The 23,512-nt window shown below is 68.6% G+C and carries 25 protein-coding genes; 14 read left to right on the top strand and 11 right to left on the bottom strand.

What is annotated here, in order from left to right; translation table 11 throughout:
• Window positions 1-231 precede the first annotated feature (231 nt).
• Genes AC1DFC_RS25960 through AC1DFC_RS25945 form a run of 4 tightly spaced genes read left to right on the top strand, consistent with a single transcriptional unit; the run spans window position 232 to window position 4,341 of the window.
• Window positions 232-1,239 (top strand): quinone oxidoreductase family protein, encoded by a 1,008-nt coding sequence (locus AC1DFC_RS25960; RefSeq protein WP_007832570.1) that lies wholly within the window; start codon window positions 232-234, stop codon window positions 1,237-1,239.
• A gap of 18 nt (window positions 1,240-1,257) precedes the next feature.
• Window positions 1,258-1,614, top strand: a complete 357-nt coding sequence (locus tag AC1DFC_RS25955) for a cupin domain-containing protein (RefSeq protein WP_007832571.1) — start codon at window positions 1,258-1,260, stop codon at window positions 1,612-1,614.
• 59 nt (window positions 1,615-1,673) lie between these two features.
• Window positions 1,674-2,663: a tripartite tricarboxylate transporter substrate binding protein gene (locus AC1DFC_RS25950; RefSeq protein ID WP_413315032.1), complete on the top strand. Its 990-nt coding sequence runs from the start codon at window positions 1,674-1,676 to the stop codon at window positions 2,661-2,663.
• Window position 2,664: 1 nt separating this feature from the next.
• The gene (locus AC1DFC_RS25945; RefSeq protein WP_413335276.1) at window positions 2,665-4,341 is read left to right on the top strand and encodes an amidohydrolase; all 1,677 of its coding nucleotides are present in this window, start codon (window positions 2,665-2,667) and stop codon (window positions 4,339-4,341) included.
• On the opposite strand, the gene AC1DFC_RS25940 is transcribed toward AC1DFC_RS25945, so the two are convergent.
• Both AC1DFC_RS25940 and AC1DFC_RS25935 read right to left on the bottom strand, forming a co-directional pair.
• Window positions 4,287-4,922 carry a uracil-DNA glycosylase family protein gene (locus tag AC1DFC_RS25940; protein WP_007832582.1) on the bottom strand — a complete coding sequence of 212 codons (636 nt, stop codon included), beginning with the start codon at window positions 4,920-4,922 and terminating at the stop codon, window positions 4,287-4,289. The two genes, AC1DFC_RS25945 and AC1DFC_RS25940, sit on opposite strands and share 55 nt — an antisense overlap.
• Before the next feature lie 5 nt (window positions 4,923-4,927).
• On the bottom strand, window positions 4,928-5,758 hold the full coding sequence (locus AC1DFC_RS25935; protein ID WP_413335273.1) for an isocitrate lyase/PEP mutase family protein: 831 nt from the start codon (window positions 5,756-5,758) through the stop codon (window positions 4,928-4,930).
• 113 nt (window positions 5,759-5,871) lie between these two features.
• On the opposite strand from AC1DFC_RS25935, the gene AC1DFC_RS25930 reads away from it, so the two are divergent.
• Window positions 5,872-6,330 carry a CopD family protein gene (locus AC1DFC_RS25930; RefSeq protein WP_413315025.1) on the top strand — a complete coding sequence of 153 codons (459 nt, stop codon included), beginning with the start codon at window positions 5,872-5,874 and terminating at the stop codon, window positions 6,328-6,330.
• 25 nt (window positions 6,331-6,355) lie between these two features.
• On the opposite strand, the gene AC1DFC_RS25925 is transcribed toward AC1DFC_RS25930, so the two are convergent.
• The 6 genes from AC1DFC_RS25925 to AC1DFC_RS25900 all read right to left on the bottom strand — a co-directional run bounded on the left by AC1DFC_RS25925 (window position 6,356) and on the right by AC1DFC_RS25900 (window position 11,197).
• Window positions 6,356-6,991 carry a dihydrofolate reductase family protein gene (locus tag AC1DFC_RS25925; RefSeq protein WP_007832585.1) on the bottom strand — a complete coding sequence of 212 codons (636 nt, stop codon included), beginning with the start codon at window positions 6,989-6,991 and terminating at the stop codon, window positions 6,356-6,358.
• A gap of 110 nt (window positions 6,992-7,101) precedes the next feature.
• Window positions 7,102-7,515: an organic hydroperoxide resistance protein gene (locus AC1DFC_RS25920; protein ID WP_478180252.1), complete on the bottom strand. Its 414-nt coding sequence runs from the start codon at window positions 7,513-7,515 to the stop codon at window positions 7,102-7,104.
• Between the two features lie 56 nt (window positions 7,516-7,571).
• Window positions 7,572-7,952 carry a helicase SNF2 gene (locus AC1DFC_RS25915; protein ID WP_478180251.1) on the bottom strand — a complete coding sequence of 127 codons (381 nt, stop codon included), beginning with the start codon at window positions 7,950-7,952 and terminating at the stop codon, window positions 7,572-7,574.
• A 240-nt stretch (window positions 7,953-8,192) separates the two neighbouring features.
• Window positions 8,193-8,624, bottom strand: a complete 432-nt coding sequence (locus AC1DFC_RS25910; RefSeq protein WP_478180250.1) for a VOC family protein — start codon at window positions 8,622-8,624, stop codon at window positions 8,193-8,195.
• Between the two features lie 13 nt (window positions 8,625-8,637).
• Window positions 8,638-9,882 carry a CaiB/BaiF CoA transferase family protein gene (locus AC1DFC_RS25905; protein ID WP_413335263.1) on the bottom strand — a complete coding sequence of 415 codons (1,245 nt, stop codon included), beginning with the start codon at window positions 9,880-9,882 and terminating at the stop codon, window positions 8,638-8,640.
• Window positions 9,883-9,997: 115 nt separating this feature from the next.
• Complete coding sequence (locus tag AC1DFC_RS25900) at window positions 9,998-11,197, bottom strand: acyl-CoA dehydrogenase (protein ID WP_007832596.1); 1,200 nt, start codon at window positions 11,195-11,197, stop codon at window positions 9,998-10,000.
• Between the two features lie 180 nt (window positions 11,198-11,377).
• On the opposite strand from AC1DFC_RS25900, the gene AC1DFC_RS25895 reads away from it, so the two are divergent.
• Window positions 11,378-12,298: a LysR substrate-binding domain-containing protein gene (locus AC1DFC_RS25895; RefSeq protein ID WP_007832597.1), complete on the top strand. Its 921-nt coding sequence runs from the start codon at window positions 11,378-11,380 to the stop codon at window positions 12,296-12,298.
• Here the strand turns inward: AC1DFC_RS25895 and AC1DFC_RS25890 are convergent.
• Window positions 12,243-13,040: a zeta toxin family protein gene (locus AC1DFC_RS25890; RefSeq protein WP_007832599.1), complete on the bottom strand. Its 798-nt coding sequence runs from the start codon at window positions 13,038-13,040 to the stop codon at window positions 12,243-12,245. The genes AC1DFC_RS25895 and AC1DFC_RS25890 overlap by 56 nt on opposite strands.
• Window positions 13,037-13,384 (bottom strand): hypothetical protein, encoded by a 348-nt coding sequence (locus AC1DFC_RS25885; RefSeq protein ID WP_478180249.1) that lies wholly within the window; start codon window positions 13,382-13,384, stop codon window positions 13,037-13,039. The genes AC1DFC_RS25890 and AC1DFC_RS25885 overlap by 4 nt, the downstream gene beginning before the upstream one ends.
• A 120-nt stretch (window positions 13,385-13,504) precedes the next feature.
• Between AC1DFC_RS25885 and AC1DFC_RS25880 the strand changes: the two genes are divergently transcribed.
• Together AC1DFC_RS25880 and AC1DFC_RS25875 are read left to right on the top strand one after the other, a co-directional pair.
• Window positions 13,505-14,218, top strand: coding sequence for a 2OG-Fe(II) oxygenase (locus AC1DFC_RS25880; protein ID WP_478180248.1), 714 nt, complete (start codon window positions 13,505-13,507; stop codon window positions 14,216-14,218).
• 190 nt (window positions 14,219-14,408) lie between these two features.
• Entirely contained in the window at window positions 14,409-16,340 is a 1,932-nt protein-coding gene (locus AC1DFC_RS25875; protein WP_478180258.1) for an adenylate/guanylate cyclase domain-containing protein, read from the top strand.
• Between the two features lie 32 nt (window positions 16,341-16,372).
• Here AC1DFC_RS25875 and AC1DFC_RS25870 read toward each other — a convergent pair whose 3' ends face one another.
• Window positions 16,373-18,367: an acetoacetate--CoA ligase gene (locus tag AC1DFC_RS25870; protein ID WP_413315021.1), complete on the bottom strand. Its 1,995-nt coding sequence runs from the start codon at window positions 18,365-18,367 to the stop codon at window positions 16,373-16,375.
• Window positions 18,368-18,467: 100 nt separating this feature from the next.
• On the opposite strand from AC1DFC_RS25870, the gene AC1DFC_RS25865 reads away from it, so the two are divergent.
• Genes AC1DFC_RS25865 through AC1DFC_RS25840 form a run of 6 tightly spaced genes read left to right on the top strand, consistent with a single transcriptional unit; the run spans window position 18,468 to window position 23,512 of the window.
• The gene (locus AC1DFC_RS25865) at window positions 18,468-19,220 is read left to right on the top strand and encodes a TetR/AcrR family transcriptional regulator (protein WP_478180247.1); all 753 of its coding nucleotides are present in this window, start codon (window positions 18,468-18,470) and stop codon (window positions 19,218-19,220) included.
• Window positions 19,217-20,161 (top strand): ABC transporter substrate-binding protein, encoded by a 945-nt coding sequence (locus AC1DFC_RS25860; RefSeq protein ID WP_413315020.1) that lies wholly within the window; start codon window positions 19,217-19,219, stop codon window positions 20,159-20,161. The genes AC1DFC_RS25865 and AC1DFC_RS25860 overlap by 4 nt, the downstream gene beginning before the upstream one ends.
• Window positions 20,158-21,015, top strand: coding sequence for an ABC transporter ATP-binding protein (locus AC1DFC_RS25855; RefSeq protein WP_413315019.1), 858 nt, complete (start codon window positions 20,158-20,160; stop codon window positions 21,013-21,015). The genes AC1DFC_RS25860 and AC1DFC_RS25855 overlap by 4 nt, the downstream gene beginning before the upstream one ends.
• Complete coding sequence (locus AC1DFC_RS25850; protein WP_413335255.1) at window positions 21,008-21,862, top strand: ABC transporter permease; 855 nt, start codon at window positions 21,008-21,010, stop codon at window positions 21,860-21,862. The genes AC1DFC_RS25855 and AC1DFC_RS25850 overlap by 8 nt, the downstream gene beginning before the upstream one ends.
• The gene (locus AC1DFC_RS25845) at window positions 21,859-22,653 is read left to right on the top strand and encodes an ABC transporter permease (protein ID WP_478180246.1); all 795 of its coding nucleotides are present in this window, start codon (window positions 21,859-21,861) and stop codon (window positions 22,651-22,653) included. Before AC1DFC_RS25850 ends, AC1DFC_RS25845 begins: the two co-directional genes overlap by 4 nt.
• A 52-nt stretch (window positions 22,654-22,705) precedes the next feature.
• Window positions 22,706-23,512: a cyclase family protein gene (locus tag AC1DFC_RS25840; RefSeq protein ID WP_007832619.1), complete on the top strand. Its 807-nt coding sequence runs from the start codon at window positions 22,706-22,708 to the stop codon at window positions 23,510-23,512.

The raw sequence follows: 23,512 nt of genomic DNA, 5'->3' as shown, positions 1-23,512 counted from the left end.
CTCCTCCTTTATTTCGCTGCGCAAGGCACCCCGCCAGCGTGATCGATGGACGCGGTCGTTGATCGGCTCGTATAAGCGCAGCGCCCACCGTGCACAGGGCACCGGGTGCTCCCCGCAGCGAAATAAAGGAGGAGGCGAAGCCGGGGGACATTCGCGGAGGGGAGTACCCGGTGGCCTGTGCACGCGCCCCGAACACAAGCAATCCCAAACACAGCAAGCAGGAAGCCAAAAATGAACGTCGCGGCCATGCACACGACCCACACCTCCCGCGCATTGCGCGTGAACGAGAAAGCCGCCAACCTCGACGCGCTGCGACTACACGCCTCGCCACAGGCAGAACCCGCCCCGCCGTCCGGCCATGCCGTGGTACGCATCGCCGCCGCCGCAGTGAACCCGAGCGACGTAAAAGCAACGCTGGGCCTCATGCCGCAGGCCGTGTGGCCCCGCACTCCGGGGCGCGACTTCGCAGGCACAGTCGTGAGCGGACCATCCGAATGGATCGGCCGCGAGGTCTACGGCTCCGGTGGTGACATCGGCATCACACGCGACGGCTCGCATGCGCGCTACCTCGTGCTGCCCGAGCAGGCGCTGCGCGCCAAGCCCCAAGGCATCTCGATGGACGAAGCCGGCGCGGTGGGCGTGCCCTTCGTCACCGCTTACGAAGGCTTTCGCCGCAGCGGCATGCCGCAGGCGGGCCAGACAGTGCTGGTGCTCGGCGCCAACGGCAAAGTCGGGCAGGCTGCGGTGCAGCTGGCCTCGCAGGCCGGCGCACGCGTGATCGCGGTACAGCGGCATGCCGGTCCCTTCGAGGGCTTTGCCAGCGGACCGGTGGACGTGATCGATGCGCGCCACCACGCCGACGTGGGCGCTCAGGTGCGCGAACTCACCGACGGGCGCGGTGCGCACATCGTCTACAACACCGTCGGCAGCGCCTACTTCGAGGCCGCCAACAAGGCGATGGCCAAGGGTGCGACGCAGATCTTCATCGCCACGCACGAGCGCGCGGTGCCCTTCGACATCTTCGCGTTCTACCGGGGCATGCACACCTATGTGGGCATCGACTCGCTGGCGATGGACTGCATCGCCAGCACCGCGCAGCTCGACGCCATGCGCGAAGGCTTCGAGCGCGGCACGCTGAAGCCCTTTCCCGTCGCACGCAGCTTCACGCTCGACGAAGCGATCGACGCCTACCGGCTGGTGCTCTCGGGCAGCACCGACCGCGTCGTGCTGCGACCCTGAACCCTGGAGCACCCGACCATGCACGTGACCCGTTTCAACGAAGCGCCGCACTACGAGGCGCCCAACCATTTCGACATGCGCTGCCTGCGGCTGCAAGGCAAAGAGGCCGGGCCGTCCACGCAGATGTGGATGGGCGTGAGCCAGATCCTTCCAGGCGGCCACACCGGTCTCGACGGCTCGCCGATGGAAAAGCTGTATCTCGTGCTCGAAGGCCAGCTGCACGTGGTCGGCGAGATCGACGGCGCACACCAGGAAGACGTGCTCGAGCCCTACGACAGCTGCCGCTTCGCGCCCGGTGAAAAGCGCCAGCTGGAGAACCGGAGCAACCGGCCGGTGCTGGTCGCGCTGGTGATGCCGAACGCGCCACCGGCGTAGCGGCCTCCCCTCTTTCGGTCATTCATCGCTCATCGAACAATTCAACGGAGACAAGACGCATGAAGAAGACATCCCCATGGAGCCGCAGGCAGACACTGGCGGCGGCAGCAGCCTTGGCCGCCTGCGCGCTGACCGGCGCCCACGCACAGGGCCCGTGGCCGGGCACGCAGCCGATCAAGCTGGTCGTGCCCTTCACCGCAGGCAGCGGCACCGACATCGTCGCGCGCCTTGTGGCCGAGAAGCTCGGGCCCGCACTGGGCACCAGCGTGATCGTCGACAACAAGCCCGGTGCCGGAGGCACGCTGGGCGCGGCCATTGCGGCCAAGTCGCCGGCCGATGGCTACACGCTGCTGGTGCATTCGGCCGGCCACCTCGTGAACCCGTGGATCTACAAAGGCCTGTCGTACGACACGATCAAGGACTTCACCGGCATCACGCCGATGGCCAGCCTGCCCAACGTGCTGGTCACCGCGCCCTCGCATTTCGCGAACGTGCAGGACCTCGTCGCGAAGGCCAAGGCCAAGCCCGGCGGCTTCAACTACGGCTCGGCGGGCAACGGCTCGGCCACGCACATGAACGCCGAGGTGTTCCGCCTCGCGGCCGGCATCGACGCGCAGCACGTGCCGTTCCGTGGCACGCCCGAGGCCATGACCGAGGTGATGGCCGGGCGCGTCGACTGGTTCTTCGCGCCGATGGTGTCCGCCCTGCCGCTCATCAAGACCGGCAGGCTGCAGGCGCTGGCCGTGGGCACGGGCAAGCGCTCGTCGGCCCTGCCCGATGCGCCGACCACCGCAGAGGCCGGCGTGCCGGGCTCGGAGTACCTGTTCTGGGTCGGCCTGTTCGCGCCCGCGAAGACGCCGCAGCCGGTGGTCGACCGGCTGCAGGCCGAGGTCGCGAAGATCATGGTGTCGCCCGAGCTGAAGGAACGGCTGGAGAAGCTCGGTGCCGAGCCGTTCACCATGCCTTCGGCGCAGTTCAACAAGTTCCTCGTGGACGAGACCGGCAAGGCCCAGCAGGTGGTCAAGGCCGCGAGCATCAAGGTCGACTGACATGACCCGCACGCTCTTCACGGCGGCCGCCCTCGTCGCCGGCTTTCTCATGCCCGGCGCCGCGCAGGCGCAGCCGGCCGACCTCGTCGTCATCAACGCGAAGATCGCCACGCTCGATGCCGCCGGCACCACCGCGCAAGCACTCGCCGTGCGCGACGGCCGCATCGTGGCCGTCGGCAATGCCGCGCAGATGCGCGCACTCTCGGGCTCCGCGACACGTGCCGTCGATGCGGGCGGACGCACCGTCATTCCCGGTCTCATCGACTCGCACATGCACGCGGTGCGCGCGGCGTTGAGCTATTCGACCGAAGTCAACTGGATCGGCGCAGGCACCATCGCCGAAGCCATGGCGCGCATCCGCACCGCCGCTGCCAATGCCCGCCCCGGCGGCTGGCTGATCGTTGCAGGCGGCTGGACCGAGCAGCAGTTCGCCGAGCGCCGGCGTCCGACGATGGCCGAGCTGCAGGAGGCCGCGCCGGACCACCCGGTGTACGTGCAGCTCTTCTACGAAGCGGTGGTGATGACGCCCAAGGCGCTCGAGGCACTCGGCGTTCCCGCCGGCACCCTGCCTGCGGGCATGAAGCCCTCGCCCGACGGTGCGCCGGGCTGGATGACCGGCGACATCGTCGGCATCTCGGCCCTGTTCGACAAGCTGCCCAAGCCGACCTACGACGACAACGTAGCGGGCACGCGCGCCTTCTTCACCGAGCTGAACCGGCTCGGCATTACCGGCCTGGTGGACCCGGGCGGCTTCAGCATTGCGCCCTCGCAGTACGCGGCGCTGTTCGAGCTGTGGCGCGAGAAAGCGCTGACGCTGCGCGTGGCCTACAGCGTGTTCGCGCAGAAGCCCGGCGCCGAGCTGCAGGAGTTTCGCGACCTCACGCAGATGCTGCCGATGGGCTTCGGCGACGACATGCTGAAGTTCAACGGCCTGGGCGAGCGCGTGACGCTCGCGATGTACAACAACAACTTCCCCGACGAAGCGGTGAAGGCGAAGTTCTACGAGCTCATCAGGTGGGCGGCCACGAAGAAGCTCGCGGTCACCATCCATTGGCAGGAGAACGGCTCGGCCGATCATCTGCTCGGGCTGTACGAAAAGCTGAACGCCGAGGTGCCGATCAACGGCCTGCGCTGGTCCATCGCGCACCTGGACGATGCTTCGCCCGAGACGCTCGCGCGCATGAAGGCGCTGGGCATCGGCTGGACCATGCAGGACGCGATGTACTTCCAGGGCGACCGCGTGCTCGCCGTGCGTGGCGACGCGGCAAGGCGCATGCCGCCCATCGGCACGGCCCTGCGCACCGGCGTGAACGTGGGCGCTGGCACCGATGCGCATCGCGTGGCCTCGTACAACCCCTTCGTCGCGCTGCAGTGGATGCTCGACGGCAAGACGGTGAGCGGCAAGATGATGCGCGGGCCCGACGAGACACCCACTCGCGAGCAGGCGCTGCGGCTCTACACGGCGGGCAGCGCGTGGTTCAGCTTCGACGAGGGCAGGCGCGGCACGCTGGAGGTCGGCAAGCTCGCGGACTTCGCTGTGCTCGACCAGGACTTCTTCACCGTGCCGCTGGAGCGCATCGGCAAGACGGTGTCGCTGATGACGGTGGTAGGCGGGCGTGTGGTCTACGCCGCGCGGCCTTTCGAGGCGGCGGGCACTTCGGCGGCCACGGCGCCATAAGACAAGACGGGCCCCAACGCGTGCCGCACGCGCTCGCGCAGCACCGGCAGCACCTCGCTCTCGAACCACGGGTGGTGCTTGAACCAGCCCGTGTTGCGCGGCGACGGATGCGGCAGCGGAATGAAGCGCGGTGCGTAGTCGGCAAAGGCCTCGACCGTCTCGGTCACGTTGGCGCGCGCGGTCTTGCCCAGGAAGTGGCGCTGCGCGTACTGGCCGATGAGCAATGTCAGCTCGATGCGCGGCATCTGCGCGAGCAGCCTGTCTTGCCACAGCGGCGCGCATTCCTTGCGCGGCGGCAGGTCGCCGCTGTTGCCGCGGCCGGGGTAGCAGTAGCCCATCGGCATGAGCGCGATGCGTGCCGCGTCGTAGAAAGTGGCGCGGTCGACGCCGAGCCAGCGGCGCAGTTGCTCACCGCTCTTGTCGTCCCACGGCACGCCGGTCTTGTGAACGGTGAGGCTGGGCGCCTGCCCGACGATCAGCAGCCGCGCGCCGGCACTGGCCTGCACAACGGGACGCGGCCCCAACGGCAGGTGTTCGGCGCAGACGCGGCAGCTGCGGATCTCGGCGAGCAGCGCGTCCACGGGCCTCAGCCGGCGAACGGACGGAAGAAGGCGTTGAGTTCGCTTCCCGCCGCAGCATCCGCGAAACCGTCGAAGCGGCCCTCGTCCGCGAGCGTGCGCGCGGCGCGCATGAAGCCGCCCCAGGCCGCGCGCGCCATGCCGCCGCCCACGCTGACGCGGCGCACGCCCAGTTCGGCGATGTCCACCATGCGCAGTTCGCTGGCCCCGCCGACCAGCAGGTTGACCGGCTTGGGCGCCACGGCAGCGACCACCGCCGCGATCTGCTCGCGGGTCTTGATGCCGGGCGCGTAGAGGCAGTCGGCGCCCGCGTTCGCGTAGGCCTTGAGCCGCGCGACGGCGTCGTCGAGGTCGGGCCGGCCGACAAAGAAGTTCTCGGCGCGGCCCACCAGCAGCACGTCGGCGCCCGAGGCGTCGATGGCCTGGCGCGCGGCGCGCATGCGCTCGACCGCCCCGTCGATGGCAAAGAGCGGATCGGCCGCGTTGCCGGTCGAGTCCTCGATCGACAGGCCCGCCACGCCGGTCTCGATGGCCAGGCGCACGCTCTCGGCCACGCCTTGCGCGTCGACGGCAAAACCGTTCTCGAAGTCGGCGTTCACGGGCAAGTCGGTGGCATCCACCAGCTCACGCAGATGAGCAAGGATCGATTCGCGCGACATCGCACCGTCGGCATGGCCCTGCGACCACGCGAAACCGGAACTGGTGGTGGCCAGTGCCTTGAAGCCCAGGCCTTCGAGGTAGCGCGCGCTGCCCGTGTCCCAGGGGTTCGGAATGACGAAGCAGCCTCGTTCGTGAAGGGCGCGGAAGTCGGCGCGTTTCTGGGCGATGGTGCGGGTCATGGGAGCCTGGCTTTCTTTGGGTATGCGCGACGGCGAGCTCCGCATTCTGACGCGGCCCTGTCCGCACGTCACGACGTTGCACAGTCCGGCATTTCGGTGTCTGATCGCGCCCCATGTCCTACGTCATTGCACTTTTCATCCACCTGCTGTGCGCCGCCTTCTGGGTCGGCGGCATGGCCACCATGCACTTCGCGGTGCGCCCTTCAGCAGTCGCCACGCTGGAGCCGCCGCTGCGGCTGCGCATGATGGCCGCGACGCTGCGGCGCTTCTTCGTCGGCGTGGATGCGGCCGTCACGCTGCTGTTCGTGACCGGCGTGACGATGATCCTCTCGGCCGGCGGCTTCCGCGCCGTGCACTGGCGCATCGAGGCGATGATGAGCATCGCGATCGTGATGGCCGCGATCTATGTCTACATCCGCGCGTCGGTGTTCAGGGCGCTGCGGCGCGCGGTGGACGAAAGCGCATGGCCAGCGGCGGCCGCGCGGCTGAACACCGTGCGCCAGCTGGTGATGGTGAACCTGGCGCTGGGGGTCGTGGTGTTCGGGGTGGCGACCATGGGACGGGCGGGGTAGGCAGCGCCCGCCACGCCCCCCTGCCTCACGAAGCCTGGGCGAAACGGTAGTCCAGGTGCGTCACCAGCGCCGAGCCGTCGGCGCGCACGGGCACCAGCTTCATCTCGCCGGGTGCGAGGCCGTCGAGCAGCCGCTTTCCCGCGCCCAGCAGGTTCGGCGCGACGTGGATCGTGCATTCGTCGAGCAAGCCTGCCCTGATGGCCTGGCGGACGGTGTCGATGCCGCCGGAGATGCGCACGTCCTTGCCGCCGGCCGCGGCCTTGGCTTGCGCCAGCGCGCTCGCGAGGCCGTCGGTCACGAAATGGAAGGTGGTGCCGCCCTGGCGCACCCAGGGTTCGCGCGGCGAATGCGTGAGCACGTACACGGGCCCGCGGAACGGGGGGTTCTCGGGCCAGCCGACCTCGCCTTCGTCGAACATGCGCCGGCCCATGACGTAGGCACCGGTGCGTGCGAACACATGCTGGACCCGCGCGTCGTCGGGTGTGCCCTGCTCGCCACCTCCGCCGGGAATGCCGAGGATTTCGCGGAAGGTGGCGGTCTGGAAGATCCAGCCGTGCATGGCGCGGCCGCCGTCGCCCATCGGATTGCCGGGGCTGGCGTTCGGGCCGGCCATGTACCCGTCGAGCGAGATGCCCACGTCGAAGAAGACCTTGCTGCTCATACGTCGCTTTCCGGCGGCGAGGCCGGCCTGGGTTGCAGAGAAGGCGGAGTCTATGCGCGAGCCCGCCCGCTGCAAACAGGGGGCGGGCTCGCGCATATCGGCGAAAAGGCTCAGGCCAGATTCAGCTCGACATAGATGTTGCCGCGCGTGAGCTTGGAGTACGGGCAGGTCTGGTGTGCGGTGTCGACCACGGCGCGCGCGGTCTCGCGGTCCAGGCCCGGCAGGCTCACGTCCAGGCGCGCCTGCAGCACGTACTGGCCCTCCTGCAGCACCAGGTCGACCTCGGCATCCACCGCCAGGTCGGCCGGCAGCTTGACCTTCAGGCCGCCCGCGGCCTTGCCCATGGCACCGATGAAGCAGGCCGACCAGCCGGCCGCGAACAGTTGCTCGGGGTTGGTGCCCGTGCCGTTGCCGCCGGGGGGCGACAGCTGGATGTCGAGGTTGCCGTCGCTGCTGCGCGATGCGCCCTGGCGGCCGCCGGTGGTGTGGGTCTTGCCGGTGTAGAGAACTTGCTTGTCGGTCATGGTGCTTCTTTGGATGAGAGGGGATCGTGGTGGAAGTGGCGTTGTGCGGGCCGGGCTCAGAGGGCCAGGCGGTCGATGCCGTGGGCCGTGGCAACGGCCTGGGCGCGCACCGCGGCGCGGTCCAGCGTGCTGGTGAAGCGCTCGTCGGGGCCGGCACCTGCACCGTCTGCGTAGATGTTGCCGGCGCGGGCCGCGGCGATGGCGCCGGCGCGAGCCTGGGCACGGTCGCTCAGGCCGGCCATGACGGCGGGCACGCCTGCGGTGGCGCCGTCGGCGTACGGGTCGGCACCGTGGGCGGCGACCACACCCGCGGCTTGCACGACGGTGCGGCTGGCGGACGACTGGAATTGCAGGACGCCCTGGTAGTCCTCTGCGCTGGCGCCGATGGCGAAAGCGGAAAGAGCGGCGGCGGCGATCAGGAGCTTGGTGGTTTTCATGGCAATGTCTTTCAAAGATGAAGGGTGAAGGAGTCGGTTGAACACCATCGCCTCCTCGGTGCATGTGTCGTCGGTGGCGATGTATGAATTACATCGGCGGGCTGTATCCACGATGTGTCGAGCCACCGGCAGATTTGCATGCGCGTGTGTACGCTGCGCCGGCCAGACACAGTGGCGTACAAACCGAAAGAGAAAACCGAGGAGCGGGCGCTCAGGAGCAGCCTGGCGGCCGGGCTGCAGCTAGGCGGCCGGGCCCTTGAGCTCGACGGTGTTGCCGTCGGGGTCGCTCAGGTAGATCGACGGGCCGTAGCCCTCGGCGCCGAAGTTGTTCTGCACATCGCCGTGAAGGGCCACGCCGTGGCGCGCCATCAGCGCGCGGATGTCCGCTTCGTCGAAGGGCTCGATGCGCAGGCAGAGGTGGTCGACGTTGCGGCCCTCGGCGCCGGGCAACGCACCGCCCTGGCGGCCCAGCGGGCCGTCGGGCGTGACGAGATCGATGAGGCTGGCGCCGGCACGCAGGTGCACCAGGCCCAGGTCGTCGCGGCGCTTCTCGACGTTGCATCCGAGCACGTCGACATAGAACGCGACGGCGCGTTCCATGTCCTTCACGCGCAGCACGATGTGGTCGATGCGCAGCACCGAGAACGGTGGCGGGCGCATCGGGTTCGTCATGCCGGCCTCTTCTTCAGACGACGCCGGCTGAGCGCAGGGCGTCGAAGCGGGCAGCGTCGATGCCCATTTCCGTCAGCACTTCCTGCGTGTGCTGCCCCAACGCCGGCGGCGCATGGCGCAGCACCGGCGGCGTGGCCGACAGGCGCAGCGGGCTTGCCACGCCGGAGATGCTGGCGATGCCGTCGCCCGCATTGCGCGGCAGCGTGACCGCGAGGCCGCGCGCCTGGACTTGCGCGTCGTCGAAGGCCTGCGCGATGTCATTGATCGGGCCGCAGGGCACGGCCTTGTCCTCGAGCAGCGCGACCCACGCGGCCGTGGTGCGGGTGCGCGTGAGTTCTTCCATCATGGGGATCAGCACCAGGCGGTGCTTCACGCGCAGCGTGTTGGTCGCGAAGCGTGCGTCGCTCGCCCATTCCGCGTGGCCGGCCGCTTCGCAGAAGCGCGCGAACTGCCCGTTGTTGCCGATGGCCAGCAGCATCGAACCATCCTGCGTCGGAAAGTCTTGATAAGGCGCGAGGCTCGGGTGCGTGTTGCCCTGGCGCCCGGGCGCCTTGCCGGTGTTGAGGAAGGCGCTGGCCTGGTTCGCGAGGATGGCCATGCCCACGTCGAGCAGTGCCATGTCGATGTGCTGGCCTTCGCCGGTGCGGTCGCGTACCTGCAGCGCCGCGAGGATGGCCGTGCTGGCGTAGACGCCGGTGAACAGGTCGGTCAGCGCCACGCCCACGCGCAGCGGGCCGCCGCCGGGCACGTCGTCGGGACGGCCGGTGATGCTCATCATGCCGGTCATGGCCTGGATCATCAGGTCGTAGCCCGCGCGCTCGGCGTACGGGCCATCGTGGCCGAAGCCGGTCACGCTGCAGTAGATGAGGCGCGGGTTGGCCGCGCGCAGGCTCTCGTGGTCGAGGCCGTATTGCTTCAGGCCGCCGGTCTTGAAGTTCTCCACCACGATGTCGGCCTGCGCCGCCATCTGCTTGAGCAGCGCCTGCCCGTCGGGCGTGGCCATGTCGATGGTGACCGAGCGCTTGTTGCGGTTGCAGGACGTGAAGTAGCTGGCCTGGTCGGTATCGTTGCCGTCCGCGTCCTTGATGAAGGGCGGGCCCCAGGTGCGCGTGTCGTCGCCGACGCCGGGGCGTTCGATCTTGACGACGTCGGCGCCCAGGTCCGCGAGGATCTGCGTGCACCACGGGCCCGCGAGCACGCGGGACAGATCGAGGACCTTGATGCCGTCGAGTGCCGCAGCAGGTTTGTTCATCGTCATCTACGTCAGTGTTGTCTTGCAGTTCGAGGGATGCCGCGGAACCGGCTTTGCCGGGCCGCTGGCATCGCCCCCTGAAAGGGGGTTGGCGTCTACACGAAGTGAGTAAGACTGGGGGTTAGTTCGAAAACGCTGCGATGCCGGTGATGGCGCGGCCCAGAATGAGCGCGTGGATGTCGTGCGTGCCTTCGTAGGTGTTGACCACTTCCAGGTTCACCAGGTGGCGTGCCACGCCGAACTCGTCGCTGATGCCGTTGCCGCCCATCATGTCGCGCGCCATGCGGGCGATGTCGAGCGACTTGCCGCAGTTGTTGCGCTTCATGATCGAGGTGATTTCGACGGCAGCAATGCCTTCGTCCTTCATGCGGCCCAGGCGCAGGCTGCCTTGCAGGCCCAGCGTGATCTCGGTCTGCATGTCGGCCAGCTTCTTCTGGATGAGCTGGTTGGCGGCCAGCGGGCGGCCGAACTGCTTGCGGTCCAGCGTGTACTGGCGGGCGCGGTGCCAGCAGTCTTCGGCGGCACCGAGCGCGCCCCACGAGATGCCGTAGCGGGCGCTGTTCAGGCAGGTGAACGGGCCCTTGAGGCCCTGCACTTCGGGGAAGGCGTTTTCTTCAGGGCAGAACACGCCATCCATGACGATTTCGCCAGTGATGCTGGCGCGCAGGCCGACCTTGCCGTGGATCGCGGGGGCGCTCAGGCCCTTCATGCCCTTCTCGAGCACGAAGCCGCGGATCGGGCCCACGGTGCCGCTTTCGCTGACTTCCTTGGCCCACACCACGAACACGTCGGCGATGGGCGAGTTGCTGATCCACATCTTCGAGCCGCTGAGCGAATAGCCGCCCGGCACCTTCTTGGCGCGCGTGGCCATGCTGCCGGGGTCGGAGCCGTGGTCGGGTTCGGTCAGGCCGAAGCAGCCGATCCATTCGCCGGTGGCGAGCTTGGGCAGGTACTTCTGCTTCTGGCCTTCGGTGCCGAATTCGAAGATGGGCACCATCACCAGCGAGCTCTGCACGCTGGCCATCGAGCGGTAGCCGGAGTCGACGCGCTCGACTTCGCGGGCGATCAGGCCATAGGCCACGTAGTTGAGGCCGGGGCCGCCGTACTGTTCGGGGATGGTTGGGCCGAGCAGGCCGAGTGCGCCCATTTCGCGAAAGATGGCGGGGTCGGTCTCGCCGGTGCGGAAGCCCTCGATGACGCGGGGCGCGAGGCGCTCCTGGCAGTAGGCATTGGCCGCGTCGCGGATCATGCGTTCTTCGTCGGTCAGTTGCTGGTCGAGAAGAAGGGGATCGTCCCAGTGGAATTGCGCTTTGGCGGCCATGTGCTGTCTCCGGAAGAGGAAAAGAGAAAAGAGGGAATGGGGCCGATGCTAGCCACGCAGGGACCATGACGCAAACGAGGAATCCGCACCCAGATATGCGGTGAAAGAATGTCTTGCAAGATGTTGGTGAGGCACCTTCATTGAAGAGGTCCTGATTCCAGTCATACACTCCCGGCATACATGCGCCGCAAGATCCCACCCCTGCAAACCCTCGTGTGCTTCGACGCCGCGGCGCGCCACGAGAGCTACACGCGCGCCGCGCAGGAACTTGCCCTCACCCAGAGCGCGGTGTCGCGCCAGATCGGCACGCTCGAGGCCTTCCTGGGCGTGGCGCTGTTTCGCCGCACGCGGCACGGCGTGGCGCTCACGGCGAGCGGTGCGGCCTATGCGCGGCAGATCACCAAGCGGCTCGAGGCGATGGAGCGCGACACGCTCGACGCCATGGCGCACCAGGGCGAAGGCGGCTCGCTGTCGCTGGCGGCCGTGCCCACGTTTGCGACGCGCTGGCTGATGCCGCGCCTGAAGGGCTTTGCGGCACTGCAGCCCGACGTGGTGGTGCACATCGAGACGCGCACCCGCCCCTTCCTGTTCGCCGATGCGGAGTTCGACGCGGCGCTGTATGCCGGCACGCCCGCACAGGTCGAGAACTGGGCCGGCACGCACGCGCTGCTGCTGATGCATGAAGACGTGGTGCCGGTGTGCAGCCCTTCCCTGCTGCCGCGCGGCAAGGCCGTGGCGCCGGCAGCCATCGCGAAGATGCCGCTGCTGCAGCAGAGCACCCGGCCCGACGGCTGGCGCCAGTGGTTCGATGCGCAGCAGATCGACGCGCCCAATGCGCGCGGCGGCCCGCGCTACGAGCTGTTCTCGATATTGGCCGCGGCCGCGTCGCACGGGCTCGGCGTGGCGCTGATGCCGACGATGCTGGTGGCCGACGAACTGGCGCGCGGCGAACTGGTGGTGGCCTGCGCGCGGCCGCTGTCGGGCGAGCGCAACTACTACCTCGTGACGCCGGAGCGCGCCGACCAGCGGCCGCTGCTGAAGTTCTTCAGCGACTGGCTGCTGGCGCAGGCACGGCAGGAGCCCGGGCGCGAGACGGCTTGAAGGGGCCGGCGACCTTCTCGAGCCACGGATCGCAGACGGCCCGCAGTTCAGGGTCCATGTCGAACTTGGGATCGCGCGCATCGAACAGGACCGACTTTTTCGCCTGCGCCCGCACCAGTGCGAAAGCGCTCTTCCCGGAACGGCTGTTGTCGAACATCAGCGTCATGTTCGCGATCTGTGCCGCATGGCCGACCGCTGCCTGCGTGCGGGGAAAGCGCTCGACCAGCTTCCCGCGGTCCACGTCGTGGCCGCCCTGCTGCTTGCGGGTGCTCACGCGGAAGATGGACATGTCCACCGAGACCAGGCCGACGAAAAGCAGCACGACGAAATACCCCGCCTCCTGCATCGCGCGGATGTCGTCCGCCTTCGACGCATGGCCGCCGCCGGGCAGCGGCTTCCAGTGGGAGAACACCGTCTCGAACGCAAACGGCATGCGCTGGTCCATCACCAGGCTCTTGAAGGCGCGCACGCCTTCCTGCGACAGGACCTGCCATTTCTCGTCGTCGTCGCGCAGGCGCTGGGCCCAGGCGGGGATGTGCCCGGTGGCGGGGTCGGCGTCCGGCAGGATGGACATCATCATCCGGTCGGCGTTGATCAGCGGCATCTGCAGCGATGCCGCCAGGCGCGAATACCAGAGCGTGGATTTTCCGGAGCCGTTGTGGCCCGCCAGGACGAAGGCCACCGGACGCGGGCCGCGCGTCTGCTCGAGGAGCTTCCCGAGCTTCGGTGGGCGGCGGCTCACGCCTTGCTCGCGCGGAACCTGCCGTCGACCAGGCGGCCAATGACCTTGGTGCCGTCGGCTGCTTCGCGAACGACCTGGGTCGGGTCCTGCGGGTAGGCGGAGTAGGCGAATATCCGGGCCGCGTTGGGTCCGCGGAAGACGACCGACCTGTCGATGCCGGGCTTGTCGAGTGCGCGGGCCGCCTTCTTCAACAGTTCCGTCGTGTTGTCCTCGGGGCGGACCACGGCGCGCGGAGCCTTGCCGACCTTGACCAGCGCCATGCCGCGCCCCAGGGTCGCAACCGATCGGCCCTGGACCATTTGCCCTGCCGAGCCTTCGCGTGCGATGGTTTTTGCTCTTGCCATGGCCGGATGATCGCTCAAAACGGAAGCCGCCTGCCACCTGCTGCGCCAAAGCCCGCACCGCCGCATACCCGCGTCCGGAAACGGCGAGCCTCGCAGGCCCGCAGGCGAGACACTGCGCGCATGACAGCCCCAGCCTCCCAGGTCGACGCCCTCGACTGGCCCCGCATCGAAGACGACCTTGCCACCCGCGGCTGCGCCACCACCGGCGCCGCGCTCTTCACTCCGAAGGAATGCGCCGCCCTCGTGGCCATGTACGACCAGCCCCGCCACTTCCGCAGCCGCGTCGTCATGCAGCGCCACGGCTTCGGCCAGGGCGAGTACCAGTACTTCGCCAACCCGCTGCCGCCAAAGCTCGCGGCATGGCGCGGCGCGCTGTACGAACGCCTCGCGCCGCTGGCCAATGCATGGGCCGCGGCAATGGGCCTTCCGGCCGACTACCCGCCGGACCACGCGGCCTACCTCGCGCGCTGCCACGCGGCGGGCCAGCTGCGCCCCACCCCGCTGCTGCTGCGCTACGACGAGGGCGACTACAACTGCCTGCACCAGGACCTGTACGGCGACCTGCAGTTCCCGTTGCAGCTCACCGTGCTGCTGAACCGGCCCGGCGAAGACTTCACCGGCGGCGAGTTCGTGCTGACCGAACGGCGCCCGCGCATGCAGTCGCGCGCCGAGGTGGTGTCACTCGCGCAGGGCGAGGCGGTGATCTTCGCGGTCAATCAGCGGCCGGTGGCGGGCACGCGCGGCAGCTACCGCGTGACGATGCGCCACGGCGTGAGCCGCGTGCGCTCGGGGCGGCGGCATACGCTGGGCATCATCTTTCACGACGCCCGCTGACGAGCCGCTGCCGCGGCCGGTCCCGGCAGGCCCGGGCCGCCGCGCCCGAAGGGCGAAGTCGAGCGAAAATCACGCCTGCCTCCGGCGCCCACCAGGATCCCCGACACCAATGATCGGGGCCGTGAGCCCGCCGGAAGCGGCCCGCGGCCTCGATGCAGCGGGCGCGCTCGAATGGTCGTCAGGGAGCTGTATGAACAAGAAGTCGTCCGGGAATCCGGAAGCGGCGGGAAAGCCGTCGATCGAAACTGCGGCCGCGCCGGCCGCACCGCCCGGGCGTTCACGCCGCTTCAGGGTGGACGTGGGCACCATCGTCAGTGCCGTGGCGCTGACACAGTCGCTGTTGCTGGTCTCGCTGGGCTACTGGGGGTCGCAGCGGCTGGTGTCGCGCATCGGCGTGTCCGCGCACAAGGCCAACCACCACCGCACCGAAGACAAGGTGCTGGCCTTCCTGCAGAAGGCCGAGTCGGTCGTCAACGCTGTGGGCACAGCCCCCAGCCTGCGCCCAGCGGGCGAACACGCCGAAAGAACAGCCGAGCTGCTCTGGACGCTGCTGCAGCAGTCGCCCGAGCTCGACAGCATCTACGTCAGCAACGAGAAGGGCCAGATGCTGATGGCACTGCGCTACCCTGTGCCGGCCATGCGCCATATCGAGCGCGGCGCGGGATTCACCACCGAGACGTGGCAGTACATGCTGCCCCTGGACGCCGAGGCCGACGTGCAGCAGCGCTTCGCCACGCAGCGCCTCGCGGCCTTCCGCAGCAGCTACGACCCGACGCAACGCGGCTGGTATGTGCAGGCCCACAAGGCACAGGGGCCGGTCTGGACGCAGCCGTACGTATTCGCCGCCGCGCAGGAGCTGGGCGTGACCTACGCGCTGCCGAGCCAGCGCAGCTACGCGGACAGCGCGGCGCAGGCCATGGTGGTGGCGGGCGATGTGTCGCTGGGGCGGCTGTCGGAATTCGTGCGCCAGTTCAGCAGCGACGGCTACGGCGACAGCGCCCTGCTGAGCGCCGACGCCCGGGTGCTCGCGCGCAGCGACATGCCGGGCGTGCTGCATCAGCTGGAGCCGCCGGCCGGCGTGCTCGGCGCCTTGTACGCGAACACGGTGATCGGCGGCACGGCGGACAGTGGCTCGAACAAGAAGTTCTCCTTTACCTACGAAGGTCGCCGCTACCTGGTGCAGGCCTCGCGCATTCCCAGCACCGGATGGCAGCTCGTGAGCTGGGTGCCCGAAGACATGCTGCTGGGCGAACTGAACCGCGCGGTGCTGTGGGGCCTGTTGCTGGCGCTGGCCTTCCTGGCCATCGCGCTGTTCATCTCGCTGAAGCTGTCGAAGCTGGTGACCTCGCCGGTGGAGAACCTCTCGCACATCGCGCGCAGCATCGGCCTGCTGGAACTCGACAACCTGCCGCGCGAACCGAGCCGCGTGCTCGAGATCCAGCACCTGGACCAGGCGCTGGACGACTCGGCGCGCAGCCTGAAGGCCTTCAGCAAGTTCGTGCCGGTGGACGTGATCAACCAGCTGATCGACGAGGGCCATGCGCTCGCGCCCTCCGGTTCGTCGCGCCGCGTGACCGTGATGTTCACCGACGTGGAGGGCTTCACCTCGATCTCGGAATCGCTGGACACCGACGTGCTGGTGGGCATGCTGACGGAGTACTTCAACCTGGCGGCGGGCGTGTTCGCGCGGCACGGCGGCGTGGTCGACAAGTTCATCGGCGACGGCATCATGGTGCTGTGGGGCGCGCCCTCCGACCTGAAGGACGCGGAATACCAGGCCTGCGTGGCCGCGCTGGAGCTGCACGTGGAGATGGACGAACTCAACCGCAAGTGGCACGAGCAGGGGCTGCCGAGGTTCCGCACCCGCATCGGCATCCACACCGGCATGGTGATCGCGGGGGTGCTCGGCTCGAACGACCGGCTGTCCTACACCGCGTTCGGCGACGCGATCAACGTGGCGAGCCGCATCGAAGGCATCAACAAACAGCTCGGAACGCAGACGCTGATTTCCGAGGCCACCTTCGCGGGGCTCGGCGGCCGGCTTCATGCACGCCGCATCGAGGAATTGGTGGAGCTGCGCGGCCGGCAGACGCGCATGGTGCTCTATGAGCTCACGGCCTGAGCTTGCTCGTGGGCGCGAAGCTCACGCGCCCATCATGCGGAGGCACGCTGCGCGGCAAAGGCCACGAACCAGTCGAGGCTGCCGGGGTTGGCCATCGCCTCGCGGTTGACCACCTTCTCGATCGGCTGGCCCAGCAGCAGCTTCTTGATCGGCAGCTCCTGTTTCTTGCCCGAGAGCGTGCGCGGGATCTCGGCCACCTGGAAGATGTCGTTGGGCGCGAAGCGAGGCGACAGCGAAGTCTTGATGGCGTTGTTGATCTTCGCGCGCATGGCCTCGTCGAGCGCCACGCCGGGGCGCAGCACCACGAACAGCGGCATGTAGCTGTCGCGGCCCAGGTATTCGAGATCGACCACCATCGAGTCGAGCACCTCGGGCAGGCCCTCGACCGCGCTGTAGATCTCGCTCGTGCCCATGCGCAGGCCCTGGCGATTGATGGTGGCGTCGCTGCGGCCGTAGATGATGCAGCCGCCGTCGGTGCCGATCTTGATCCAGTCGCCGTGGCGCCATACGCCGGGATAGGTGTCGAAGTAGCTCGACAGGTAGCGCGCGTTGCCCTCGTCGCCCCAGAAGTAGAGCGGCATCGACGGAATCGGCTTGGTGCACACCAGCTCGCCGACCTCGCCGACGACGGGCTGGCCGTTCTCGTTCCAGGCCTCGACCGAATGGCCCAGCTCGCGGCACTGCATCTGGCCCGGCACTTCGGGCAGGTCGCGGTTGCCGCCGACAAAAGCGCCGCAGAAATCGGTGCCGCCGGAGATGTTGCACCACCACACCTCCTTCGAGCCCGCGTCGAGGATCTGCTGCGAGCCCCAGCGCTGTACCTCCTCGGGCAGCGGCGAGCCGGTGCTGCCGAGCGCCCGCACGCGCGAGAGATCGCCGCATTCCTTCGCGACGAGGCCCGACTTCATGCAGTTGGTGAAATAGGCCGCACCCGCGCCGAAGAAGGTGACGCGGTGCTTCGCGACGAAGCGCCACAGCACGCCCCAGTCGGGCTTCTCCTTGCTGCCAGCCGGGTTGCCGTCATAGATGCAGATGGTGGCGCCGAAGGCCATGCCCGAGAGCTGCGAGTTCCACATGACCCAGCCCGTGGAGCTGTACCAGTGGTAGCGCTCGCCGAAGTTGTTGGCGCCGTAGCTCGCGCCCACGTCGTTGTGCAGGCCGCAGGCATGCATGGTGAGGATGATGCCGCCCTGCCCGTGCACGATGGGCTTGGGCAGGCCTGTGGTGCCGCTCGAATAGACGATCCAGATCGGATGGTCGAAGGGCAGCCATTCGGGCTCGAAGGCGGCGACCTCGGCATCGTTGCGCGCGATGGCCTGTGTCCATTCGACGTCGTGCGGCACGGCGCTGGCGGCATACGGCGACTTCACGAGCAGCAGCTTCTGCACACTCGGCAGCTGGCCGCGCAGCTCCTGCAGCACGGCGCTGCGGTCGAGCGGCTTGCCGCCATAGTGCACGCCGTCGACGGCGATCAGCACCTTGGGTTCGATCTGGCGAAAGCGGTCGGCCACGGCGGCCGTGCCCATGTCGGGCGCGCACACGCTCCAGATCGCGCCGATGCTGGAGCATGCGAGGAACGCGACCATGGTCTCGGGCACGTTGGGCATGTAGGCCGCAACGCGGTCGCCGCGCCGCACGCCGAGCGACTTGAGCATGAGCGCGACCGACGCGACCTGGCGCCGCATCTCCGGCCACGACATCTCGCGCACTTCGCCGCGCTCGTTGTCGCTCACGATGGCGGGCATGCCGGCCGCGTGCGCCGCGTCGACATGGCGCAGCACCTCGCGGGCGTAGTTGACCTGCGCGCCGGGGAACCAGCGCGCGCCGGGCATGCGCGGCTCGGCGAGCACGGCCGTGTGCGGAGTGGGCGACTCGATGCGGGCGTAATCCCAGATGCTCTGCCAGAAGGCGTCGAGCTCGGTGACGGACCAGCGCCACAGGGCGTCGTAGCTGTCGAAGCGAAGGCCGCGCGTCTCGCGCAGCCAGTCTTGATAGAGGCGGATCTGGGGGATGTTGGGGGCGGGCATGGCACGAGCGTAGCGCCGCGAACGAGCGTGCTCAATGGGGGTTGACCTCAGGGTTTGTACGCGTGTTCAATGTTTTTGTACAAGCGTTCAATACGCCCCGATGAGCACCCGCACACCCACCGCAAGGCGCAGCACCTCGCGTGCCGCGACGCCAGCCCCCGCCACAGTCACCATCGAGACTGCGCGGCCCGACCGCAAGCAGGCGATCCTGCTGGCGGCCGAGAAACTTTTTGCGCAGCACGGCTACCACGTGGTGACAATCCGCCAGATCGCCGAAGAGGCCGGCGTGCCGCTGGCGCTGGTGGGCTACTACTACGGCCAGAAGCACGAGCTGTTTCACGCGATCTTCGAACACTGGAGCCATTCCATCGAGGCGCGGCTCGCGGGACTGGCAGCGGTAAACGTCGACCCCGACGACGCGCGCACGCTGCCGCGCATCATCGATGCCTTCACCGCGCCCGTGCTGGCGCTGCGCGCGAGCGCCGAGGGCGAGTACTACGCGCTGCTGGTGGCGCGCGAGCTCTACCACGCCACCGAGGAAGCCGACCGCGTGCTGCTCAGCTACTTCGACCCGCTGGCCGAGGCCTACATCGACGCGCTGCACCTCGCGCTGCCGCACGCCACGCGCAGCCAGGCGGCCTGGGGCTACCAGTTCGCGCTGGGCGCGCTGCTGCACCACCTGAACGACAGCCGCATCGAACGCCTCACGCGCGGCGAGAACAGGCGCGCCGACCCGGCCGTGGCGCCGATGCTCGTGAACTTCATCGTCGGCGGCCTGCGCGCCGCACTGCCGCGCCCGAAGACCGCCAGAACCCCACGCACGAGAACCACCCCCAGGAGACAAAAGACATGATGAAACGACGCACCCTGCTGTCGGCGCTTGCCGCAGCATCGGCCGCCGCCGCACTGCCTTCGCGCGCCCAGTCCAACCCGAAGATCGTGTTCGGCTACACGGCCGTGACCGACTTCGCCTCGGTGTTCGTGGCGGCCGAAGAGGGCTACTTCAAGAAGCGCAACCTCGACGTCGAGCTCAAGTTCATTCCGCTGAATTCGACGATCCCGGCGGCACTGCAGTCCGACTCGCTGCAGATTGGCGGACCCACGCCCTCGGTCTTCCTGCAGGCGGTGGATGGCGGCCTGGACCTCGTGCTGGTGGCCGGCGGCGGCCTCACCTCGAAGACGATCACCGGCTTCGGCCTGGTGGCGCGCGCGGGCTCGGGCATCAAGGGGCCGCAGGACTGCGTGGGCAAGAAGATCGGCGTGCCGGGCCTCGGCGCCTTCCTGCACGTGACCTTCCGCGCGTGGCTGAAGGACAGCGGCGTGGACTACCGCAAGGTGAACTTCGTCGAGGCCGCGTTCCCGCAGCACGCCGACCTGCTGCGCGGCGGCTCGGTCGATGCGGTGGTGTCGGCCGACCCGTTCATGAGCCGCATCACCGAGAGCGGTGCGGGCTACGTGGCCTCGTACTACTCGACCTTCCTGCCGGAGAACAACCAGACCATCGTGCATGCGGCCAAGCGCGAGTGGGTGGCGAAGAACCCGGCCGCTGCGCGCGCGTTCCGCGAGGCGCTGGTCGAATCGGCCGCCTTCATGCAGCAGCCGAGGAACGACGCCAAGGTGCGCGCGGCCATCGGCAAGTACATCAAGCTCCCGCCCGAGGTGCTGGCCAAGGTGCAGATCTCGCCGCCCGGCCCCGTGGTGACGGAAAAGCAGCTCGCCTACTGGACCGGGCTGATGAAGGAGCAGGAAATGCTCAAGACGAGCATCGACGTGGCGAAGCTGGTGGCGAAGTGATCGCAGCACCCGCCCCCGTCACCGCGCGCGCCGCACTGTCGGCGAGCGCCTTTCGTTCGCCGACCGTCCCCACCATGCAAGCCACCCCCTTCCTGTGCTTCGACGGCGTGACCATCCGCCTCGGCGGACGCGAGATCCTGTCGCCCACCTCGTTCGACGTGGCGCGCGGCGAGTTCGTCTGCATCGTCGGCCCCAGCGGCTGCGGCAAGACCACGTTGCTGCGCGCGGCCAGCGGGCTCGTCAGCGCGAGCGCGGGCGAGGTGCGGCGCAACGGCGCGAAGATGACCGAGCCCTCGCGCGAAGTGGCTTTCGTGTTCCAGGACTACGGCCGCGCGCTGCTGCCCTGGCGCACGGTGGAAGGCAACGTGAGCCTCGCACTGGAAGCGGCCGGCGTGCCGGCAGCGGAACGCGCGCCGCGCATTGCCGATGTGCTCGCCAAGGTCGGCCTCGCGAAGCATGCGCACAAGTTTCCGGTGCAGTTGTCGGGCGGCATGCAGCAGCGCGCACAGATCGCCCGCTGCCTCGCGCAGAAGCCCGACCTGATGATGATGGACGAGCCCTTCGGCGCGCTGGACGCGCTCACGCGCCAGAGCCTGCAGGACGAGCTGGCGCGGCTGGTGCGCGACGACGGGCTCACGGTGCTGTTCGTCACGCACGACCTCGAAGAAGCCATCTACCTCGGCGACCGCGTGATCGCGCTGCAGGCCAACCCCGGGCCGGGGCGGCCGAGCCTCGCGCGGATGATCGACGTGAAGATCCCGCGCCCGCGCGACCAGCTCACGACCAAGGAGCATCCGGAATACCTGCACCTGCGGCGCGAACTCTTCGCCTTCATCGAGCAGGGCCATGAATAGGCACACCCCCAGTCTTCGCGCACTTCGTGTCGCTTCGCCTACCCCCTCGTCGGGGGCAACACCTGCGGCCCGGCGAAGCCGGTTCCGCGGTGTTCCTGGCAAGGTCCGTCCCTTTGTACTGCCGCTGCTGCTCCTGGCTCTGTTCGAGTGGTACGCGCGGCGCGCGGCCGCGCTGGGCAGCGATGCGCTCGCACCGCCGAGCGCGGCGGCGAAGGCCTTCGTCGGCGCGGCCATGGACGGCTCGCTCTGGCAGGCCACGGGCTTCACGCTCGGCACGGCGGCACTCGGCCTGCTGCTGGGCGCCGTGCTCGGCATTGCGCTGGGGCTGGTGCTCGGGCTCTCGCGCCGCGCGGCGCAGCTCGGCTCTGTCTCCATCGAAGTACTTCGGCCCGTGCCATCCGTCGCGCTGATTCCGCTCGCGATGCTGGGCTTCGGATTCGGCGTGCGCATGGAGCTGGCCATCGTCGCATTCGCCACCTTCTGGCCGCTGCTGGTATTGGTGCAGTCGGCGGTGCAGCAGGTCGAGCCGCGGCTGCTCGAGGTGAGCCGCGTGCTGGGCCTGTCGTCGCGCGAGCGGGCCTTCAAGATCGTGCTGCCGGCCATCGTGCCGCGCCTGTTCGTCGCGCTGCGGCTGGGCGTGGCGGTGGCGCTGGTGGTGGCCGTGACGGTGGAGATCGCGGCCAATCCGAACGGCATGGGCTACGCGATGATGATCGCGCAGCAGAGCTTCGACCCCGCGCTGATGCTCGCGTGGCTGGGCTGGATCGGCGTAGTCGGCTTCGCGGTCAACGCGGGCATGGTGCGGCTGCAGGCCTGGGTCGCACGCCGCATGGGGGTGCAGCCATGAACAACCACCGCAACGACCGGTTCGGCTTGGGGTGGCTGGGGTCGGTGGGCATGCTGCTCGCACTGGTCGCGCTGTGGTGGGTGGCGAGCAACGCGGGCTGGGTCAGCCGCGTGTTTTTGCCGACGCCGCAGGCCACGTTTGCGAGCCTGCTCGAAGGGCTCAATCTCTCTTCGGGCAATTCAGGCAACGGTGAACTGCTCGCCTTCACGCAGGCCACGGTCGGCCGCATGGTCGAAGGCTGGCTGCTCGCGTCGCTTTTCGGCGTGCTGCTGGGCGCGGCCATCGGCGTATCGCCCCAGGTGCGTGCGTGGGTGCAGCCGACGCTGGAATTCATCCGCCCGCTGCCCGCCTCGGCGCTGCTGCCGCTGGCCATCTCCATCTTCGGGCTGAACCCCGGCATGGTGCTCTTCGTGGTCGCATTCGGCGCGATGTGGCCGGTGCTGCTGGCCACGGTGCACGGCTTCGCGGCCGTGGAGCCACGCCTTTCGGAAGTGGCGCGCTGCCTGCAGATGTCGCGCGCGGCGTACACCTGGAAGATGGGCCTGCCCAACGCCATGCCCGACATCCTGGCCGGCATGCGGCTCGCGCTGACCATCGCGCTGGTGGTCGCGGTGGTGGGCGAAATGATCGCCTCGCAAAACGGCCTGGGCCAGGCCATCCTGCTGGCGGCGCGCGCCTTCCGCGCGAGCGACCTGTTCGCCGGCATCGTGCTGCTCGGACTCATCGGCTTCGTGAGCAACGCGCTGCTGGCCCTTGCCGAGCGACGGCTGCTGCGTTGGCAGCGCCCCTGACTCCCCGATTGCTTCTCTCCCCAAACACGAACACCCCACAAGGAGCCTCTTCATGCCACGCAAATTCGTCGATCTCTCGATCTTTCTCGAAAACGATGTGCTCTCCGATCCACCGGCCTTCGCGCCGAAGATCCAGTACTTCACGCATGAGCAGACCTACGAGCAGATCGAACCCTTCTTTCCCGGCTTGAAAAAGGAAGACCTGCCCGACGGCGAAGGCTGGGCCGTGGAACTGGTGCAGCTGTCGACGCACAACGGCACGCACCTCGATGCGCCCTATCACTTCCACTCGACCATGGACAAGGCGCTGGGTGAGAAGAAGCCCGCCATCGCCATCCATGACGTACCGCTCGAATGGTGCTTCCAGCCGGGCGTGAAGCTCGACTTCCGGCACTTCGCCGATGGCTACGTGGTCACGGCCGACGACGTCGAGGCCGAACTCAAGCGCATCGGCCACACGCTGAGCCCGCTGGAGATCGTGGTGGTCAACACGCGCGCCGGTTCGCGCTACGGCCATCCGGACTACGTGTCGGCCGGCGCAGGCATGGGCTACGAGGCGACGATGTACCTGCTGGAACGCGGCGTGCGCCTCACGGGCACCGACGCATGGAGCTGGGACGCGCCCTTCGTGCACACCGCAAAGAAGTACGGCGAGACGCACGACGCCTCGCTGATCTGGGAAGGCCACAAGGCCGGGCGCGACATCGGCTATTGCCACATCGAGAAGCTGCACAACCTCGAGGCGCTGCCGCCCACGGGCTTCTTCATCAGCTGCTTCCCGCACAAGATCCGCGGCGCCTCGGCGGGCTGGACGCGCGCGGTGGCGATCTTCGATGACGCGCTGATGGCGTCAGTGTGA

The sequence above is a fragment of the Variovorax sp. 10L421 genome (genome assembly GCF_056395365.1).
Note: the sequence above shows the minus strand (reverse complement) of the source record. Positions and strands in the feature narration are given on the sequence as shown.

Coding starts and splice junctions, on each gene's coding strand:
- AC1DFC_RS25960 (WP_007832570.1), top strand. CDS start 232: ATGAACGTCGCGGCCATGCACACGACCCACACCTCCCGCGCATTGCGC.
- AC1DFC_RS25955 (WP_007832571.1), top strand. CDS start 1,258: ATGCACGTGACCCGTTTCAACGAAGCGCCGCACTACGAGGCGCCCAAC.
- AC1DFC_RS25950 (WP_413315032.1), top strand. CDS start 1,674: ATGAAGAAGACATCCCCATGGAGCCGCAGGCAGACACTGGCGGCGGCA.
- AC1DFC_RS25945 (WP_413335276.1), top strand. CDS start 2,665: ATGACCCGCACGCTCTTCACGGCGGCCGCCCTCGTCGCCGGCTTTCTC.
- AC1DFC_RS25935 (WP_413335273.1), bottom strand. CDS start 5,758: ATGACCCGCACCATCGCCCAGAAACGCGCCGACTTCCGCGCCCTTCAC.
- AC1DFC_RS25930 (WP_413315025.1), top strand. CDS start 5,872: ATGTCCTACGTCATTGCACTTTTCATCCACCTGCTGTGCGCCGCCTTC.
- AC1DFC_RS25925 (WP_007832585.1), bottom strand. CDS start 6,991: ATGAGCAGCAAGGTCTTCTTCGACGTGGGCATCTCGCTCGACGGGTAC.
- AC1DFC_RS25920 (WP_478180252.1), bottom strand. CDS start 7,515: ATGACCGACAAGCAAGTTCTCTACACCGGCAAGACCCACACCACCGGC.
- AC1DFC_RS25915 (WP_478180251.1), bottom strand. CDS start 7,952: ATGAAAACCACCAAGCTCCTGATCGCCGCCGCCGCTCTTTCCGCTTTC.
- AC1DFC_RS25910 (WP_478180250.1), bottom strand. CDS start 8,624: ATGACGAACCCGATGCGCCCGCCACCGTTCTCGGTGCTGCGCATCGAC.
- AC1DFC_RS25905 (WP_413335263.1), bottom strand. CDS start 9,882: ATGACGATGAACAAACCTGCTGCGGCACTCGACGGCATCAAGGTCCTC.
- AC1DFC_RS25900 (WP_007832596.1), bottom strand. CDS start 11,197: ATGGCCGCCAAAGCGCAATTCCACTGGGACGATCCCCTTCTTCTCGAC.
- AC1DFC_RS25895 (WP_007832597.1), top strand. CDS start 11,378: ATGCGCCGCAAGATCCCACCCCTGCAAACCCTCGTGTGCTTCGACGCC.
- AC1DFC_RS25885 (WP_478180249.1), bottom strand. CDS start 13,384: ATGGCAAGAGCAAAAACCATCGCACGCGAAGGCTCGGCAGGGCAAATG.
- AC1DFC_RS25880 (WP_478180248.1), top strand. CDS start 13,505: ATGACAGCCCCAGCCTCCCAGGTCGACGCCCTCGACTGGCCCCGCATC.
- AC1DFC_RS25875 (WP_478180258.1), top strand. CDS start 14,409: ATGAACAAGAAGTCGTCCGGGAATCCGGAAGCGGCGGGAAAGCCGTCG.
- AC1DFC_RS25870 (WP_413315021.1), bottom strand. CDS start 18,367: ATGCCCGCCCCCAACATCCCCCAGATCCGCCTCTATCAAGACTGGCTG.
- AC1DFC_RS25865 (WP_478180247.1), top strand. CDS start 18,468: ATGAGCACCCGCACACCCACCGCAAGGCGCAGCACCTCGCGTGCCGCG.
- AC1DFC_RS25860 (WP_413315020.1), top strand. CDS start 19,217: ATGATGAAACGACGCACCCTGCTGTCGGCGCTTGCCGCAGCATCGGCC.
- AC1DFC_RS25850 (WP_413335255.1), top strand. CDS start 21,008: ATGAATAGGCACACCCCCAGTCTTCGCGCACTTCGTGTCGCTTCGCCT.
- AC1DFC_RS25845 (WP_478180246.1), top strand. CDS start 21,859: ATGAACAACCACCGCAACGACCGGTTCGGCTTGGGGTGGCTGGGGTCG.
- AC1DFC_RS25840 (WP_007832619.1), top strand. CDS start 22,706: ATGCCACGCAAATTCGTCGATCTCTCGATCTTTCTCGAAAACGATGTG.